Here is a 17,539-nt window from a genome sequence, read left to right as displayed (position 1 = left end):
ACCAATACATGATTTTGTGAAACCGGTTTCTTATGGGCGTTTCATACGGATGGAACGACGGATCGCCCAGGCAGTAAATATTCGCCTTTGGGCTATCCGAATTGCTATCTGAGAGACGACACGCCATGCCGAAGAACTACGCAGAGATCTCGCACGCCATCGTGGCCGCCCTGGGCGGCGCGGGCAATATCGAGGCCGTGACCCACTGCATGACCCGCCTGAGATTCGTGGTGAAAGACAAAACGCAGATCGACACGCCGGCGCTGAAGGCCATCGACGGCGTGCTGGGCGTGGTGCACAGCGGCGAGCAGTGTCAGGTGATCATCGGCAACGAGGTGGCCAAGGCCTATCAGGCGGTGCTGGCGCTCGGCATGCCGGGCGCAGCATCCCCCGCCGCCCCGGTGAAACGCCAGCTCACCCTGAAGGGCATCGGCGCCGGCATTCTCGACGCGCTGGTGGGCACCATGTCGCCCCTGATCCCCGCCATCATCGGCGGCTCGATGGTGAAGCTGCTGGCGATGATCCTGGACATGGCCGGGGTATTCGAGAAAGGCTCCTCGACCCTCGTCATCCTCAACGTGATCGGCGACGGCGCGTTCTTCTTCCTGCCGGTGATGGTCGCCGCCTCGGCGGCGCTGAAGTTCAAAACCAACATGTCATTGGCGATCGCCATCGCCGGGGTGCTGGTGCATCCCAACTTTATCGATCTGATGGCCAAGGCGGCGCAGGGCCAGGCGGTGGAATTCGCCTTCATCCCGGTGACGGCGGTGAAATACACCTATACGGTGATCCCGGCGCTGGTGATGACCTGGATCCTGTCGCACATCGAACGCGGGGTGGATCGCATCACCCCGGCGGTGACCAAGAACTTCCTCAAGCCGATGCTGATCGTGCTGATCGCCGCGCCGATCGCCATTCTGCTTATCGGGCCGCTCGGCATCTGGATCGGCAGCGGCATCTCTGCGCTGGTGTACACCGTGCACGGCTACCTGGGCTGGCTTTCCGTGGCCATTATGGGGGCGATTTGGCCGCTGCTGGTGATCACCGGCATGCACCGGGTGTTTACCCCAACCATCATCCAGACCATCGCCGAGACCGGCAAAGAGGGCATGGTGATGCCTTCGGAGATCGGCGCCAACCTGTCGCTGGGCGGCGCTTCGCTGGCGGTGGCGCTGAAAACCAAAAACCGCGAGCTGCGCCAGACCGCGCTGGCCGCCGCCGCCTCCGCCATCGTGGCGGGGATTTCCGAACCGGCGCTGTACGGCGTGGCGGTGCGCCTGAAGCGGCCGCTGATCGCCAGCCTGATCAGCGGCTTCGTCTGCGGCGCGGTCGCCGGCATCGGCGGGCTGGCCAGCCATTCGATGGCCTCGCCCGGGCTGTTCACCAGCGTGCAGTTCTTCGATCCGGCCAACCCAATGAGCATCGTGTGGGTGGTGGCGGTGATGGCGCTCTCGGTAGTGCTGTCGTTCGCGCTCACGCTGATGCTGGGCTTCGAGGATCTGCCGGAAAACGCCGCCGCGCCCGGCCAAACCGCACCGGCGGCGAACGCCGCCGGTGCAACGCATTGAGACACCAGAGGATTGCATGTCTGACTCAACATTCCCTAAAGGATTTTTATGGGGCGGCGCTTTAGCCGCCAACCAGGCGGAAGGCGGCTATCGCGAGGGCGGCAAAGGGCTGACCACCGTCGATATGATCCCGCACGGCGCCAACCGCATGGCGGTCAAACTCGGGCTGGAGAAGCGCTTTAGCCTGCGCGACGACGAGTTCTATCCCAGCCACGACGCCATCGATTTCTACCACCGCTACCGCGACGACATCGCGCTGATGGCGGAGATGGGCTTTACCGTGTTCCGCACCTCCATCGCCTGGAGCCGCATCTACCCCAACGGCGACGAACTGACGCCCAACCCCGAAGGCATCGCCTTCTACCGCAGCCTGTTCGAAGAGTGCCGCCAATACGGCATCGAGCCGCTGGTGACCCTGTGCCATTTCGACGTGCCGATGCACCTGGTGACCGAATACGGCTCCTGGCGCAGCCGCAAGATGGTGGAGTTCTTCACCCGCTACGCCCACACCTGCTTCGATGCCTTCGACGGGCTGGTGAAATACTGGCTGACCTTCAACGAGATCAACATCCTGCTGCACAGCCCATTCTCCGGCGCCGGGCTGGTGTTTGAAGCGGACGAAAACCCCGAACAGGTGAAATACCAGGCTGCGCACCACGAACTGGTGGCCAGCGCGCTGGCGACGCGCATCGCCCACGAAGTGAACCCCGCCAACCAGGTGGGCTGCATGCTGGCCGGCGGCAACTTCTACCCGTGGTCCAGCAAGCCGGAAGACGTGTGGGCCGCGCTGGAGAAAGACCGCGAGAACCTGTTCTTTATCGACGTGCAGGCGCGCGGCGCTTACCCCTCCTACGCCGCCCGCGTATTCCGTGAGAAAGACGTCAGCATCGTCATGGAACCGGAAGACGCCGACATCCTGAAGCACACAGTCGACTTCGTCTCCTTTAGCTACTACGCCTCGCGCTGCGCCTCCGCCGACATGAACGACAACAACAGCAGCGCCGCCAACGTGGTGAAATCGCTGGCGAACCCGCACCTGCCGCGCAGCGACTGGGGCTGGGGCATCGATCCGCTGGGGCTGCGCATCACCATGAACATGATGTACGACCGCTACCAAAAGCCGCTGTTCCTGGTGGAAAACGGCCTGGGCGCACACGACGAGTTCAATGCAGCAGGCGAGATTGAGGACGACTACCGCATCAGCTACCTGCGCGAACACATCCGCGCCATGGCCGACGCCATCGCCGACGGCGTGCCGGTGCTGGGTTACACCACCTGGGGCTGCATCGACCTGGTGGCCGCCTCGACCGGCGAAATGAGCAAGCGCTACGGCTTTGTCTACGTCGACCGCGACGACCAGGGCAACGGCACCCTCGCCCGCACCCGCAAGAAATCGTTCTGGTGGTATAAGAAAGTGATCGCCAGCAATGGGGGGGATTTGGGGTAGGTTTGGGCGGTGGGGTTAGCGTGGGGTACGGAGGGCTTCCAACCTAAGTTGATTGCCTTCCTGCTGCACAACGAATTCGGCGACGAATTCACGCGCAGAGGGAAACTCGCCCGCCTGCTGTTTCTTGATGGAGACCAGCTTCGCGCAGAAATGGTATTGCTGCCCCGGCGTAAATACATAGCCCTCATCAGGAACGCACTGATTGGGGGCAATATCCCGCAGCGGCTCGAAGAATTTGAATGTACGACTCTGCGCCTCATCCAATCGGTAGATCGAGATGCCCGCGAGCTTTTCGTCCCCCTGCGGCTGAACGGTGATGCATACTTTGCCCCCACGCAGGTTGGTGGTGGCGGGATAGTCTACGGGGATACGATCGCCTATCGACGGGCAGCCGGCGAGCAGGAAGGGGAAAGTGAGGGGGAAGATCCGGTTCATTTTGTCTCGGCGTTATCTGCTGCCCTGCGTGATATTTTCAATTTCGTAAGCGCCGTTGAGCTTTTTCACTTTGAAGTGAGCAATAAAGGCCCTGCCAGAAATATCCTGCAGGTTTCTGCGCTTATCAATCGGCACAAAATTTAGCCTCATGCTGTAGATATGATTTTCCTCAAACGGGTAATCTTCTTGGGTAACGCAAATGCCCTTTTTAAGATCCTGGTTCCCCACCTCAATCAATTTCTCATCAGCATCACCACTGAGATAGAGCGTATCTGGCCTTTCATTTTCCTTTGGTGACGGAGAAATGCAAATATCGCCATTCGCTTTAGCATGGGCGGTGATAGGGATATCCGGCGCATAGCGCTGATCGAGACGATCGCCTACGCAGGCGCTTAACAAAGTCACACCAACAACGGCACAGAACAGTCTCGCCTTCATAACCAATCCTCTTACTTGTAAGGAAAACCGACTAACACTTTCTCATATTTTTCTTTTACTTTTCTCACATCGGCATAGTCATGACCGTTGTAAGTCACTTCCTTGCCGAAGCGGTTTCTCCAAACAGCATAACCTGAAGAGGTCAACAAATGATAATCAGCAACGATCTGAGCCTGTTGCTCCATAGCGTAGTTCTCTAGGAGTTTGGAGCCATCCAGTTCATAACTGTAATTTGCCAACCAACTGTAGAGGCCTCGGGTCTTAACCCACATACCACGCTGGTATTGCCAAACATGAACCATTTCATGGATGAAAAGATGTTTATGACTATACCCTTCCTTTGAGAAATCGGGCACGTACCAGTCTCTAAAATACAGCTCACCATTGGGTGACATCGCAGTGTTTCGATTTTGTAAGCCAAAGGGGAAATAGCTATCGTGATGAACCCAGACTTTCCCATAAATAATTGAACCACCAAATACCGACTTCGCAAGGCCGATCTCCCCGGAGGTTAATAGCCTTAAAGCCCCCTCTTTTTTTTCCATCGTAGTGCATCCCTGTCATTATTTTAAAAAACTCACTACCGCGAGTGTTAACAAAGAGGTTGATAATAGCACCCTAGGTACACAGGATAAACATTCAACCATTCTTTTTACATTCATTCACCTCAACGTATTTCGTGACAACAAAATTCACAGATTTAATAATTCATTTAGCAAATGAATTATCCTAACTGATTAGCCTGAATTAAAATTTAATAACTGCGAGCTGCATTCCAATCTCATGAGTAAACAACCTGTAATTCCATACAGGTTATTTTCTCCTTTTACTGATAAAGCTATAGTTTTTCCGCTGCGGCCAAATCCGCAGCCGGAGTTAGCGTTCCGAACACTTACACAAGGCAGCATTATGTATATAATGTTGGGGCTTTAAACATCCAGAATTATGGTGGCCCAAGTGGGGGCTTCGCAAGAAGCGCCGGTTTCCTTCGTGTCCGGTAACGCTAACTCCGCTTGGGCTACCACCATGGGTTTAGCGTCTCATGTGGTAGTACGCATACTACACACTAAGGATAAAGACACATGGAAAATGTCGCCATCACCGAGAACACCATAAGTACCCTAACCCTCTACCGCCAACTGTTTAACCACCTCGATCTCAGCGCTTTTAACCCTTCAGAACTTTTAGACCTGGCCGCACTCTCTGCCGAACAGGCGGAAGGTCTATGCCACGGCCTGATGCTGTTTGGCCATTTACTGCAAAAGACCCCACAGCTGGATCCCGAAGACTGGGAGCAGCTGAATCGCTATCTCAACGCTACAGCGCATATGGTTCCTGCGTTGTGTAATCTTTATGGGCGGGCACTGCGGGAGATGGAAACCTGCGGCTAACGTAAATGGCAATCAGGGCGATGCCTGCACTCATCGCCCTTCCCACCCACAATTTCCAATAAATCTGACTGACATATCACAACAAAAACATTCATCAAGGTAGGCATTTCCTCCCCTACCTGGCATAGTTAACGCATTCGGTAAATCGATGAGTTAACTGCTGGGTATTGATGCATACTGCTCTCGTCAGCAAGCACATTGCTCAGAGTCAACTCGGCAAGGTGAGGGAGTGGTTTTGGCAACTGCAATAGAGGCGTTATCGTCAAAAGAATCCGTTTTAAAAGCCATCGAAGAATATAAAAAAATTGGCCGAGATGCGTTCTTAAAACAACATGAAATAAAACGATTAAAAAAATACACCCTTCTTTATAATGGCGAGAAGTACGATATCCGAGGCATTGCTGCTAGAGCATACAGTGAGCAGCATGGCTATCCGTTTAAAGGAATCAATGCCGATAGTGGAACGGAAAAAGCCATTAAGTTTCTCAAAGACCTCGGTTTTGAGATCGTCGAAACGCCGCATCCTTTTGACTATTTAACCGAAGGCAAACTGTACACACGCAAAGCGCTTATCGAGCTTTACGGTGGGCAGCTGCAAGGCGGTATCTGGACCCCGCAGGAATTCCCGGTAATCTTTATCTTTACCGGAGAAAGCGGCGAAACCTACGGCTACAAAGATGGGTGGACAGCCGAAGGCAGCTTCTCTTATACGGGAGAAGGCCAAAAAGGCGATATGGAATTTATTCGGGGAAATAAATCCATCCGCGACCATAAAAAAGACGGCAAAGACATCTTCCTGTTCGAAGACAACAAGAAAGAAAAAGGCGTCCTCTATCTTGGCATGTTTGAGTGCGACTCTTGGGATCACATTCAGTGCTTAGACTTCGAAAATAACATGCGGCAAGGCATTACCTTTAACCTGTTCAAAGTCTCGTCACTGCACGCCGTTGAAGAAGATGCAGAAACCGATGAAGACGATACGCAGACAGAGACGCTCGAACAGTTGCGCAAGAAGGCACTGCAGTCCTCACAGCAATCTGGCCAGCGCCAACAGAGCGACAGCAAAAAATCCTGGTTCAAACGCAGCGAAGACGTAAAAAAATACGTGCTCAAGCGCGCCAATGGCATCTGTGAAGCCTGCGAGCAGCCGGCACCGTTCAAGAAAAGGAACGGCGATCCCTACCTCGAACCCCATCACACTAAACGCTTAGCCGACGAAGGCCCCGATCACCCACAGTGGGTGGGCGCCATCTGCCCCACTTGCCATCGGCGGATTCATAGCGGGGTAGATGGGAAAGAGGTGAATAAGAAGTTGATGGTGAAGTTGGAGTTGAAAGAGGCAGCTATCGGTTAAAAGTTGCCTGCAACAGCGTGCTACCTGTCAACTTCAAAACCGGGTTTGTGCAGTATCATAGGAGTAATAAAGAATAACAGGGAACCTCAGCATGTCAGTACCAACCTACGACCAATTCATCGAGCCAGTGCTTCGCTTTTTGGCAACCAAGCCCGAAGGCGCACTTGCTCGAGATGTGCAAGATGCAGCAGCAGACATGCTCAACCTAAACGAAGAACAACGGGCAGAGACCATCGCCAGCGGCCAATTGGTTTACAAGAACCGTACCGGCTGGGCTCACGATCGTTTGAAACGTGCTGGGCTCTCGCACAGCTTATCCAGAGGCAAATGGTGCTTAACCGCCAAAGGCATCGACTGGTTAAAGCAGCATCCAAACCCGCTCACTGCAGCAGAAGTCGAGCATCTCGCTTTGGCTTATACCAACGTCAAACTTCAACAAAATAGTGATGCGGTGGATTTGGACCCGGTTACAGAGCCCCTTCTCACTGAAGCGATGTTAACAAATAGCCCAGACGATCGCCTGGAACAATCAATCAAAGAGATCCGCGATGCGGTTGCAACGGAACTGCTGGAGAACCTAAGCCAGGTATCTCCAGGCCGCTTCGAGGTCATCGTGCTGGATGTGCTGCACCGTTTAGACTACGGCGGCCACCGCGATGATTTAAAGCGTGTCGGAGGCAGCGGTGATGCGGGGATTGATGGCGTAATTTCTTTAGACAAGCTCGGCTTAGAAAAAGTGTATGTGCAAGCCAAACGCTGGCAAAACACCGTAGGCCGCCCTGAGTTACATGCCTTCTACGGTGCACTTGTGGGACAAAAGGCCAAACGAGGGGTATTCATCACGACATCTGGCTTTACCAAGCATGCCGTTGCCTACGCGCAATCGGTAGAAGGCATGGTACTTATCGACGGTAACCGATTGGTGCATCTGATGATGGATAACGAGGTGGGTGTTAGTTCAACGTTGCTTAAAGTGCCAAAGTTGGATAGTGATTATTTTGATCAGTAATAAGTGCGTCCAATCTCAAATAAAGAATTGCTTTGGAGACTAATAAAATGATCAGCAGTCATCGATTTATCTTAGGATGAATCAGCTATGACTCCCTCTCGCTTTGCTGCCAAAAGTAATGTGATATCCTTTCCAGAAATGCTGTTGTATCCACGATATAAGGCGATGATTGATGGAGCAGTCTCTCAATTTTGAAATGTTGCGCAGCCAGTGGCCGGAACTGGCGGAACTCGCGTATATGGCAGAACGCTATGTTCACTCCGATCCGGAAAGCTGTTTGGTGAAGCTGCGCAACTACACCGAATTGATGGTGCGTTGGTTATATCGTCAGGAACGGCTGCCTGAAGGCATCAAAGCAAATCTGTATGATTTAATGAACGCCGATGTCTTCACCAGCATGATGCCGGAAGCCATCATCATGAAAATGGATGCACTGCGTATCCACGGTAACCGCGCCGCGCACGGCGGACGTATCAAAGCTAAAGATACTTACTGGCTGTTAAAGGAAGCGTATTTACTGGGAATTTGGCTGTATGTTCGCTACGCCCACGGTAATGTTGATGACTGCCCCAAATTTACTCTTCCTCCTCTGACGCCATCTTCTGCGAGTTCCGATAAAAAACACTTGGAAGAAGCAATACAGGCGCAAATCGAAAGCCGCGATCGTGAACTGGCGCTTCAACGCGCATTACAACAGGAGCAGGAAAAGGCCGAACAGCTCACCCAGCGCCTGAATGAAGCCAGAGCGCGTAACCAGCATGTTGCCGATATCCTCTCTATTGATGAAGCGGAAACCCGCCGCCGCCTGATTGACTCCCGCTTGCTTGCTGCTGACTGGAATGTAGGGGAAGAGCTAAAAAATACCGATCAGGTTATACGTAACAATGATCACCGGTGACTTAAAAAGTAAAATCGACGGCCTGTGGGAAGATTTCTGGGTGGGCGGCATCACTAACCCGCTGACTGTAATCGAACAGATCACCTACCTGATGTACTCCCGGATGCTGGATACCCAGGAACAACGCGACGAGAAGCGTAAGCAAATCGCGGGCGTTGATTTTAAACCGCGTTTTGCGCCTGAACAGCAGGAGTTCCGTTTCAGTCACTACAGTAACCTCGGTTCGGATGAAATGATGGAAGTAGTGCGCGACGGCGTATTCCAGCATTTTCGTCAGCTCGGCCAGGCCGATGCGTCGAAGGTGACGCTGCTGGGCAACTTTATGAAAGATGCCCGTCTGGAGATTGTGAAACCGTCACTGCTGACCAAAGCCGTGGAGGTGATCAAAAACCTGCCGCTGGATCGTGGCGACACCAAAGGCGATCTTTATGAATACCTGTTAAGTAAGCTGACCACCGCCGGGATCAACGGTCAGTTTCGCACACCGCGCCACATTATCCGCACGATGGTTGAGATGATGGAACCTAACCCGGCGCGTGGTGAGACGATTTGCGATCCGGCCTGCGGCACCGGTGGTTTTCTGGCAACCAGCTATGAGTACCTGCTGGAAAAATACAGCTCGCTGGAATCTATTCATACCGAGATTGGCACCAACGAACGCGGTGAGCTGGAAGAGCAAAAAATCTTTACTGGTGATCTGCTGACGCCGTGGCGTGACCATGTGGATAACAACATGTTCCACGGCTACGACTTTGATACCACCATGCTGCGTATTGCCGCCATGAACCTGATTATGCACGGCGTGGAAGAGCCGGATATTCATTATCAGGACACCATGAGCCAAAGCTTCAGCACCAATTTCCCGCAGGCCAGTAAAAACGCTTTCAACCTGATTCTGGCGAACCCGCCGTTTACCGGCTCACTGGACGAGGAAGATATCGACTCCACGCTGTCGGCAATGGTGAAAACCAAAAAAACCGAACTGCTGTTCCTTGCGCGGATCCTGCAAATGCTGAAAGTAGGTGGACGCAGCGCCACTATCGTACCGCAGGGCGTGCTGTTTGGCTCCAGTAAAGCGCACCAGTCGCTGCGTAAAACGCTGGTTGAAGATAACCAACTGGAAGCGGTGATCAACCTGCCTTCCGGCGTATTTAAGCCTTACGCTGGTGTGGCAACAGCGATCCTGATCTTTACCAAAGGCGGTCAGACGGACGAGGTCTGGTTCTATGACCTGCAAAATGATGGCTACAGCCTGGATGACAAGCGTAACCCGATAAAAGAGAACGATCTGCCGCATCTGCTTGCAAGCTGGAAGCATTACCGTACTTTACGCGGGCTACCCGTTGATAACTTTATGGGTGAGAAATTAGCCTCATTGCTAAAACAGCAGCACCCGAAAGGGATTGATGCTGGTGTTGATTTTAAAGATCGCACTCAGGCGGCGTTTGTAGTACCGAAAGAGGATATTGCAGCGCAGAAATACGACCTCTCTATAAACCGCTATAAAGAGGTGGTGTATCAGGCGGAGGAGTATGAAGATCCTAAGGTGATATTGAAGCGGTTAAAGGAGCTGGAAAAAGAGATTCTGGCGGATTTGGATGAGCTGGAGGGGATGTTGTGAGCTGGCCTATGATTTCCTTAGGGGAACTTGTTGATATTAAAGGTGGTGGTACCCCTGATAAAAATAATTCTGAATATTGGAATGGTGATATTCCATGGGCTTCAGTCAAGGATTTCAAAAAAAATATTCTTGACTCTACGCTTGATTCAATCACCCTTTTAGGGGTGAGAAATTCGGCAACTAGCGTTATTCCAGCAGGAAATATAATAGTTCCTACACGCATGGCATTGGGTAAGGTTGCAATTAATACTATTGATTTAGCAATAAATCAAGATTTGAAAGCCTTGTTTATTAAAGACAACGACATTGTTGATAGAGACTATCTTTTTCGATGGTTGGAATCTCAAAGTAGTTTAATAGAGAGTGAAGGGAAAGGAGCAACAGTTAAAGGAATTACACTTCCTTTTCTTAAGGGCTTAAATGTACCAATTCCCCCTATTAATGAACAAAAACGTATTGCAGCTATTCTTGATAAAGCCGAAGGTATACGTCAAAAACGCGAGCAAGCCATGAAACTGGCTAACGATTTTTGGCGTACTACGTTTTTGAATATGTTTGGCGATCCTGTTGAAAATCCAAAAAATCTAAAAAAAGCTCCCATTACTGAATTGGCAGAGGTCATTACCGGATTTGCATTCAAAAGTAATGAGTACATTAGTGATGCACCAGAATCAGTACGGCTTTGCAGAGGGGCAAATACACTTACGGGGTATTTAGATTGGGCTGATACAAAATTCTGGCCAAAAAATAAACTAGAAAAACTAGATAATTATTTAATTAAGGCGAGTGATATTATCCTTGCTATGGACCGTCCGTGGATATCAAGCGGGTTAAAAGTATGCATATTCCCTGAAAATCAGCGAGAAACGTACTTAGTTCAGCGTGTAGCTAGGTTACGACCTCGTTGCGAATCTTACACAAACTATATTTACAGTTGTATTAAATCGCCAGCTTTCGAAAAGCATTGCTACCCGACAGAAACAACGGTGCCACATATATCTCCTGTTGAACTTAAAAATTTTGAAATTCTAATTCCGCCCGACGAACTTATGGTTAATTTTCATTCGATTGTATCAATAATCAATAATAGCTTAAATAAAATGGCGTCAGGCGATATTGATAGCGACGCCCTCTTCTCTAAATTAAGTCAGCAGGCTTTTTCAGGACATCTTAAGAGGTAAGTACATATGGACTTATTTGACCTGTTAACAATTAAATTTACCTTGCCCGCGAAAGCTGCCCCTGTAAGAAAAGTGGGGGGGAATTATGTTCATAAATTACTTTGCCGATCAACAACAGTATCGGCTCAAGTCAGAAATGCACGTTTCCAAGGATATTTTGAACTTGTGACGGGTCTAAAGCCCCCTCTAGACTATATCTATCTGAAAGATCCAAATTCCAGGGGGAAATGCGCAGATGGTGTAGCTTCCCTTAAAGCTAAGGAACCATTTACATTCGAAAAATGGCGAGAAGATACTGAGTTAAGCTGGGAGCAATTTCCAGAGCAGGTATTTAGCACTTCACCTGAGGATATTAATGAACAATGGTATCATCAATTTCAGTTTAGAGAGGATGATCCAGAGCACCGTTCTCCAGGTCTCAGAAAACCCCAACTGGGTGCACTTCATGCAATTGCAGGCTATTTCGCTACTGATTTGCAGGTAGAACCTGCTACCGTCGTACTGCCCACTGGAACGGGAAAAACGGAAACAATGCTGGCTACCATGATATACCAGCGATGCGAGCGAATTTTGCTCATAGTCCCGTCTGACTCTCTCCGAACACAAATATCCAAAAAATTCATTGAGTTGGGATATTTGCCAGAGCTAACAGTCGTTCCGCCAAACATTACACTCCCTAATGTCGCAATTATTAAGAAGGGAATTCAGATAGCGGAAGAAGCTAAGCAATTAGCTTGTGAATCAAACGTCTTGGTTGCTACGACCAGCGTTTTGTCTGCCTGCTCCGAAGCAGCATTAAATGCACTTTGCGAGTCGTGTAGCCATCTTTTTGTTGATGAGGCCCATCATATCTCAGCCTCATCATGGCAGACAATTCGCGAACGATTCACAGACAAACGTGTAGTGCAGTTTACAGCTACTCCCTTTAGGAATGATAAAAAGTCCCTTGGTGGAAAAATTATCTATAACTATACAATGGGGGAAGCCCAACGAGCAGGCTATTTTACAAATGTAAATTTGCTGCCTGTAGAGGAGTATTACTCTGACCTTATGGATCATGCAATCGCGGATACAGCTGTAGGTCAACTGCGTATAGACTTAAATAATGACCTTGATCATTTGCTCATGGCTCGTACTAGCAGTAAGCAGCGAGCAGAAGAAATACTTACTATTTATCAGAAAATTGCACCGAGCTTTAATCCAATCGTTGTTCATTCTGATTATCCTAAAACGGAAATAAAAAAACGTCTTAATAAATTATTATCAAGACAATCAAGAATCGTTATTTGCGTAGACATGTTGGGAGAAGGCTATGATCTACCCAACCTGAAAATTGCCGCTTTGCATGATCATCATAAGTCTCTTGCAGTAACTTTGCAGTTCATTGGCCGATTTACTCGTGTCAATAAAGCACAGAAAATTGGTCAAGCCAGTGTAGTCATGAATGTTGCGGACCCTAATGTTGAAGGTGAATTACAGCATCTATATTCAACAGATGCCGATTGGGATAACGTATTAAGGCGACTCTCTGAAGGACGAATTGCTAGAGAGATTAGGTTGCAAGAGGTCGTGGATGCCTTAAAAAGGAAAGGTGATTTACACGATCAGATTTCTCTCTGGAATATTGAGCCAAGTTGTTCTGTCATGTTATTTAAAACGTACTGTGACAATTGGGAGCCTGAAAGATACAAGGAGAAACTGCCCAGATTCGATGAATCCTGGCATGCAATAGCTGAAGATGAGAATTTGCTTGTTGTGCTAGCTGTCCAGGCAACTTCAGTCCGGTGGGGAAACTACAAAGATCTTAAAGATACCAATTATAAAATTCTAATTGCTCATTGGGATCAAGACAGATCCGCCTTGTTTGTATTCTCAAATGACTATAAAGTATTTCGAGTTGAGAATCTAGTCAGTACTATTTGTGATGATAAATTTGAAGTTGTCAGTGGTGAAAAAGTCTTTAATGTATTTAATGGTATTGAATATCCTTTGGCAAGAAATTTAGGCGCATCTCAAATTGGGGCAATCAGCTTTACTCAATATTTTGGCCCAAATGTCACTGAGGGGCTATCACTAATTGAAGCATCTCAATCAAGCTTAAGCAATATTGCTGCATTAGGTTATGAATCCGGAAACCGTGTAATCTGGGGATGCTCGCAACGCAGAGGTAAAGTCTGGTCACCACAAAAAGGTGGCAGCATTGCTGATTGGTGCAACTGGGTTAAGAAAGCCTGGGACAAGATCTTTAGTTCTGAACCGGATCCAAACAATCTTACGCGTAACTTTTTGCGTCCTGTCCCATTACTTGAACCCTATAATGAATATCCAATATCAGCTCAATGGGGTGAGTATTTGCTTACTGCGTTTGAAGATAAAGTTATTTTTCATTTTGATACTATATCTGCTCATTTATATTTAGTAGAGGTTAGGACTGCTGGAAAGTTTGAAGATGGTAATGTGCGGCTCATTTTTTCTACAGATGAAACGTCATCTGAATATAAATTATGTCTCACGGGAAGTGCTACAGCAAAAGGTTATTCCTATCAATTGATATCTGGCCCTGAAGTTTTTATACAGCGTGGTGAATCTGAACCGGTATCACTATCAGAGTATATGGAAATTGATCCAGTAATGATTCATTACTCCGATGGCTCATTTTCATACAACGCTCATATAGTCCATGTAAGTCAAAATATTGGCCTTTATGACAAAGACGAAATTGTAGCATTTGATTGGAAGGGAACTGATGTTCGAGTGGAATCAATGGGCTATACTCGTGATCCATTATCCATCCAATGGCGTTGGTACAGTGAAATTAAAGATAATTACGATGTCATTATTAATGATGATGGTAAAGGTGAGTCAGCAGATTTAGTGGGGTTGAGAATAGTTGATGACTGTATTGTTCTCTCTTTAATCCATTGCAAGTATTCAGGCTCAGAAGAAGCTGGAGCAAGACTTAAAGATCTTTACGAAGTATGTGGGCAGGCACAGAGATGCATTCGTTGGAAACACCTGAATCTTTCCTATTTATACCATCACATTAAGCGTCGCGAGGAACAGTGGCGATCGCGTGGTCATTCTCGCTTTCTGAAAGGCACTATAAAAGACCTTGCTGCTATGAAAGAGCGCTCCAGAATCACACCTCTTAAATTCCAAGTTGTTATTGTTCAACCAGGACTTAGAGTAAGCAAAATTAATGAAGAAGGCCTTAAGCTACTTGGCAGTACGGCCTTATTTATCAAGAAAACAACGATGGCAGATTTAGTTGTTATTGGTTCTAAATAGGACGAAAAATTGACAATGTTCGATTTTAGCTATATTAAACAACAAATTGAATATGCTATAAAAATAATGGGAAAAGCAAGAAAAGAGAGTAAATTATGATCCTATTCTTTTATCCCTACATAATGCTTTGCTACAGCGCTGGATACGCTTTATTGCAAACACTGGATGGGATGGGAGTGATTAGTACCAACTTTGTAGAAATGAACGCACAGGGTGCTCTTTTGAGCAGTTACTGGTCTCCCAATAAAGTTGCTGTAGTCTTAGGAGGATGTTTTCTTGAGCTATTTATTTTATTATTACCCTTTGTTTTCTTGAGCTCATGGATACTTGCCAGAAAAAAGGGACTCATCATTTGTTTTGTTCTTCTTATAACCCCTGGCCTATTATCGCTTTGTCACCTTCTTCCTGCTATCCAGTGGTTGCCATTGACCTATGAAATAGGAGGTACAGGTGCAACGGGTAACGCAGCTGGACTCGCAAGTCTTAGCCTCATAGGGCTATTGTGTGGTTGGATTTTGGCAGTAATTATTAGTGATATTTTTGCTACAGGAGAGAAATTCAGACAGTGGACAGATATTTTCCTCATCTTAACAGCAGTTGGCAACGGTATTTTCTGGGTATCAGACAGAGAGGTAGCTGTCGGTAAAACAGCATATGAGGAAACAATTACGGATATTAATGATGCAGCCAAATACCTTCTTGTTCAGCTGAAAGACTACAGCCGCATGTGTGACAATAACGGGCTTTCTGAAATGTCATCTTGTCAGTGGGCATCGTACATTCAAGAAACGCTAGAGAATATTGCCAGTACAAAATCATCTATTATTGAATATGTAATACCTGAAAATCTTGACACCTTCTATAAAATTCCTGAGTACTATAGCAATCAAGTATCTCCGGATAAAATCAGACAGGAATTTCAAGACTTCAATAAAAAATTATGCCCAAATAAATCTCTTTCCAAAACAATAACACAATTGCCATCACCTTCTCGATGGTGCCAGACCCCACCCCCAGCTTACTGCAATGCCATTCAAGAGGGAAAATATAAAACAGGTATGTCAGATCGTTTCGCTGTCGCCAATGAGTGTGTAACTACATCATTATTAAGATACCGCCAAGTTTTATTAAAAGAACAAGCTCGTTTATCCTTAAGTAAAAATGCCCCCCATTATAGATGGATGTGGTTTATTGCCATGTCTTTCTTTATTGGTGGGAAAATTGCCAATGTAATGACAAAAATAGGAAATGTAGAGAATCGTCTCATAACTGAAAAACATAGAGTTAAATTTATCCTTTTAAAAACACTTGGCTTTATTGTGCGTACATTAATAAGATGTGCCATCTTATGTCGGAAAGTGTTTTTTTCAACGTTCAATTATATCAAAAGATTGAAGGAAATAAAGCATGATACTTAAATAGAATAGTGACAAACTTTCAATTGCAAGGTCAATCTTGGTGTTGAAATGAATAAAGAAAAAGGGGTACTTTCTCCTGTACCCTTGGAGTTTACGTTAGATGATACATCTGGATCTACTGTAGGGATTCACACTAGCGGCAACAGTGTTTGTACTCAACCGTTTATACAATAGCATCCATGACTAATTGAGCGTAGAGCTCAGTAATCTTATTAATTATCAACTTATTGAAAGAATTCGTGGATCGCTCTTGCCGATAAAATCAGTGAATGTATTGCTCTTGGTGATAATACCATTGAAAAAAAATCACCAACCAGCCATCCCATTAAGGCTAGCCGATTAACTTTAATTAAACGGATATGGCAAACAATTCACATGTCATTACCACGGTTGATTTTTTCGTAGTAAAACAGCGTAACCCTTTTCTCCCGGTTTGCATCCAAGAAACCTGCTCATCATTGCTGCTGAGGATATATACTGCCCTTACACGATAATTGTTTAGGAAAGTAACCATGCCTTTAGATTTAAGTAACACTTTAGTTATTGGCATCAGCGCAACTGCGCTTTTCGACATGAGCGAATCCGATCGTATGTTTCGGGAAACCTATGCGACCGATCCTGATAGTGCCATTGAGAAGTACCGCGCCTACATGCTGGAACACGAAAACCAGCCTTTACAGCCCGGAACAGGCTACCCCTTAGTCAAAGCGTTGCTGGGTCTGAACCGGTACCGCCAGCCGGATGATAAATCGCCGTTGGTTGAGGTTGTTGTGATGTCGCGTAACAGCCCTGATACGGGTATCCGCGTTTTGAATACTATCCGCCATGACAGGCTCGATATCACGCGTTCTGCCTTTACGGCAGGCGAAACCGTTGCCGATTACCTTGATGCATTTGATGTGGATCTATTTTTAACAACTAACGTTGAAGATGCGCAAAAGGTGATTGATTCCCGATTCTGCGCTGCTGCAATCCTGAAAGATCCGCCTTCCGACGCCTCCGATATCCCGGAGGGGCAAGTGCGCATTGCTTTTGACGGTGATGCAGTCCTTTTTTCAGATCAAAGTGAACTGGTTTATAAGACTCAAGGAATGGCCGCTTTTCACGCTCTGGAGGATGCACAGCAGGATATTCCTATGGAAGAAGGGCCATATGCCACTCTGTTAAAAAAAATAGCTAAGCTTCAGGAACGACTGCCAACCCGCGTTGAGTATTCTCCCGTCCGTATTGCACTAGTGACGGCCAGAAACAGCCCTTCGGAAATGCGCGTCATTAAAACGCTCAGAAGCTGGGGAGTTTATGTCGATGAGGCTTTTTTTCTGGGCGGTGTAGAGAAAACAAAAGTTCTAAAGGCGTTTAAGCCACACATTTTCTTTGACGATCAGGATGTGCATTTGATCGCAGCGGCAAAGGTTGTACCTTCTGGAAAAGTCCCTTATGCCAGTAGCTCCGAACTTGCAGAACGTAAAGCATCGTAATTATCGCTGCCGA

At 47.7% G+C, this 17,539-nt stretch carries 14 protein-coding genes and 1 pseudogene; 12 read left to right on the top strand and 3 right to left on the bottom strand.

Going from position 1 to position 17,539, the window contains the following annotated elements:
* The first annotated feature begins 125 nt into the window (after positions 1 to 125).
* Entirely contained in the window at positions 126 to 1,568 is a 1,443-nt protein-coding gene (gene ascF / locus JL05_RS03505) for a PTS cellobiose/arbutin/salicin transporter subunit IIBC (protein ID WP_033631676.1), read from the top strand.
* 16 nt (positions 1,569 to 1,584) lie between these two features.
* Positions 1,585 to 3,015 (top strand): 6-phospho-beta-glucosidase, encoded by a 1,431-nt coding sequence (locus JL05_RS03500; protein WP_033631675.1) that lies wholly within the window; start codon positions 1,585 to 1,587, stop codon positions 3,013 to 3,015.
* 15 nt (positions 3,016 to 3,030) lie between these two features.
* On the opposite strand, the gene JL05_RS03495 is transcribed toward JL05_RS03500, so the two are convergent.
* Genes JL05_RS03495 through JL05_RS03485 form a run of 3 tightly spaced genes read right to left on the bottom strand, consistent with a single transcriptional unit; the run spans position 3,031 to position 4,433 of the window.
* Positions 3,031 to 3,450 carry a putative T6SS immunity periplasmic lipoprotein gene (locus JL05_RS03495; RefSeq protein ID WP_033631674.1) on the bottom strand — a complete coding sequence of 140 codons (420 nt, stop codon included), beginning with the start codon at positions 3,448 to 3,450 and terminating at the stop codon, positions 3,031 to 3,033.
* 12 nt (positions 3,451 to 3,462) lie between these two features.
* Positions 3,463 to 3,888: a putative T6SS immunity periplasmic lipoprotein gene (locus JL05_RS03490; protein ID WP_033631673.1), complete on the bottom strand. Its 426-nt coding sequence runs from the start codon at positions 3,886 to 3,888 to the stop codon at positions 3,463 to 3,465.
* An 11-nt stretch (positions 3,889 to 3,899) separates the two neighbouring features.
* Positions 3,900 to 4,433: a hypothetical protein gene (locus JL05_RS03485; RefSeq protein WP_033631672.1), complete on the bottom strand. Its 534-nt coding sequence runs from the start codon at positions 4,431 to 4,433 to the stop codon at positions 3,900 to 3,902.
* A 400-nt stretch (positions 4,434 to 4,833) separates the two neighbouring features.
* Here JL05_RS03485 and JL05_RS25895 point away from each other — a divergent pair, with 400 nt between their 5' ends.
* The 10 genes and pseudogenes from JL05_RS25895 (at position 4,834) to JL05_RS03440 (ending at position 17,526) form a co-directional block, all read left to right on the top strand.
* Entirely contained in the window at positions 4,834 to 5,004 is a 171-nt protein-coding gene (locus JL05_RS25895; RefSeq protein WP_081877829.1) for an ash family protein, read from the top strand.
* Positions 4,971 to 5,279, top strand: coding sequence for a hypothetical protein (locus JL05_RS03480; RefSeq protein ID WP_033631671.1), 309 nt, complete (start codon positions 4,971 to 4,973; stop codon positions 5,277 to 5,279). The genes JL05_RS25895 and JL05_RS03480 overlap by 34 nt, the downstream gene beginning before the upstream one ends.
* 235 nt (positions 5,280 to 5,514) lie before the next feature.
* Positions 5,515 to 6,633: an HNH endonuclease gene (locus JL05_RS03475; RefSeq protein ID WP_033631670.1), complete on the top strand. Its 1,119-nt coding sequence runs from the start codon at positions 5,515 to 5,517 to the stop codon at positions 6,631 to 6,633.
* Positions 6,634 to 6,724: 91 nt separating this feature from the next.
* Positions 6,725 to 7,642 carry a restriction endonuclease gene (locus JL05_RS03470; RefSeq protein WP_033631669.1) on the top strand — a complete coding sequence of 306 codons (918 nt, stop codon included), beginning with the start codon at positions 6,725 to 6,727 and terminating at the stop codon, positions 7,640 to 7,642.
* A gap of 172 nt (positions 7,643 to 7,814) precedes the next feature.
* Positions 7,815 to 8,528, top strand: a pseudogene (locus tag JL05_RS03465) (DUF4145 domain-containing protein); the annotation flags it as partial.
* Positions 8,527 to 10,161, top strand: a complete 1,635-nt coding sequence (locus JL05_RS03460) for a type I restriction-modification system subunit M (protein ID WP_015376471.1) — start codon at positions 8,527 to 8,529, stop codon at positions 10,159 to 10,161. The pseudogene JL05_RS03465 and the gene JL05_RS03460, both read left to right, overlap by 2 nt.
* Complete coding sequence (locus tag JL05_RS24415) at positions 10,158 to 11,342, top strand: restriction endonuclease subunit S (RefSeq protein ID WP_033631668.1); 1,185 nt, start codon at positions 10,158 to 10,160, stop codon at positions 11,340 to 11,342. The genes JL05_RS03460 and JL05_RS24415 overlap by 4 nt, the downstream gene beginning before the upstream one ends.
* A 6-nt stretch (positions 11,343 to 11,348) precedes the next feature.
* A complete protein-coding gene (locus JL05_RS03450) occupies positions 11,349 to 14,630 on the top strand; it encodes a DEAD/DEAH box helicase (RefSeq protein WP_033631667.1) in 3,282 nt (1,093 codons plus the stop codon).
* A 95-nt stretch (positions 14,631 to 14,725) separates the two neighbouring features.
* On the top strand, positions 14,726 to 16,048 hold the full coding sequence (locus JL05_RS03445) for a hypothetical protein (protein WP_015376468.1): 1,323 nt from the start codon (positions 14,726 to 14,728) through the stop codon (positions 16,046 to 16,048).
* A 512-nt stretch (positions 16,049 to 16,560) separates the two neighbouring features.
* Positions 16,561 to 17,526 carry a 5'-nucleotidase gene (locus tag JL05_RS03440; RefSeq protein WP_015376467.1) on the top strand — a complete coding sequence of 322 codons (966 nt, stop codon included), beginning with the start codon at positions 16,561 to 16,563 and terminating at the stop codon, positions 17,524 to 17,526.
* The last annotated feature ends 13 nt before the right edge of the window (positions 17,527 to 17,539 follow it).

This window comes from Serratia nematodiphila DZ0503SBS1 (assembly GCF_000738675.1).
GTDB classification, from domain to species: domain Bacteria; phylum Pseudomonadota; class Gammaproteobacteria; order Enterobacterales; family Enterobacteriaceae; genus Serratia; species Serratia nematodiphila.
This window is presented reverse-complemented; position numbering and strand designations above follow the sequence as displayed.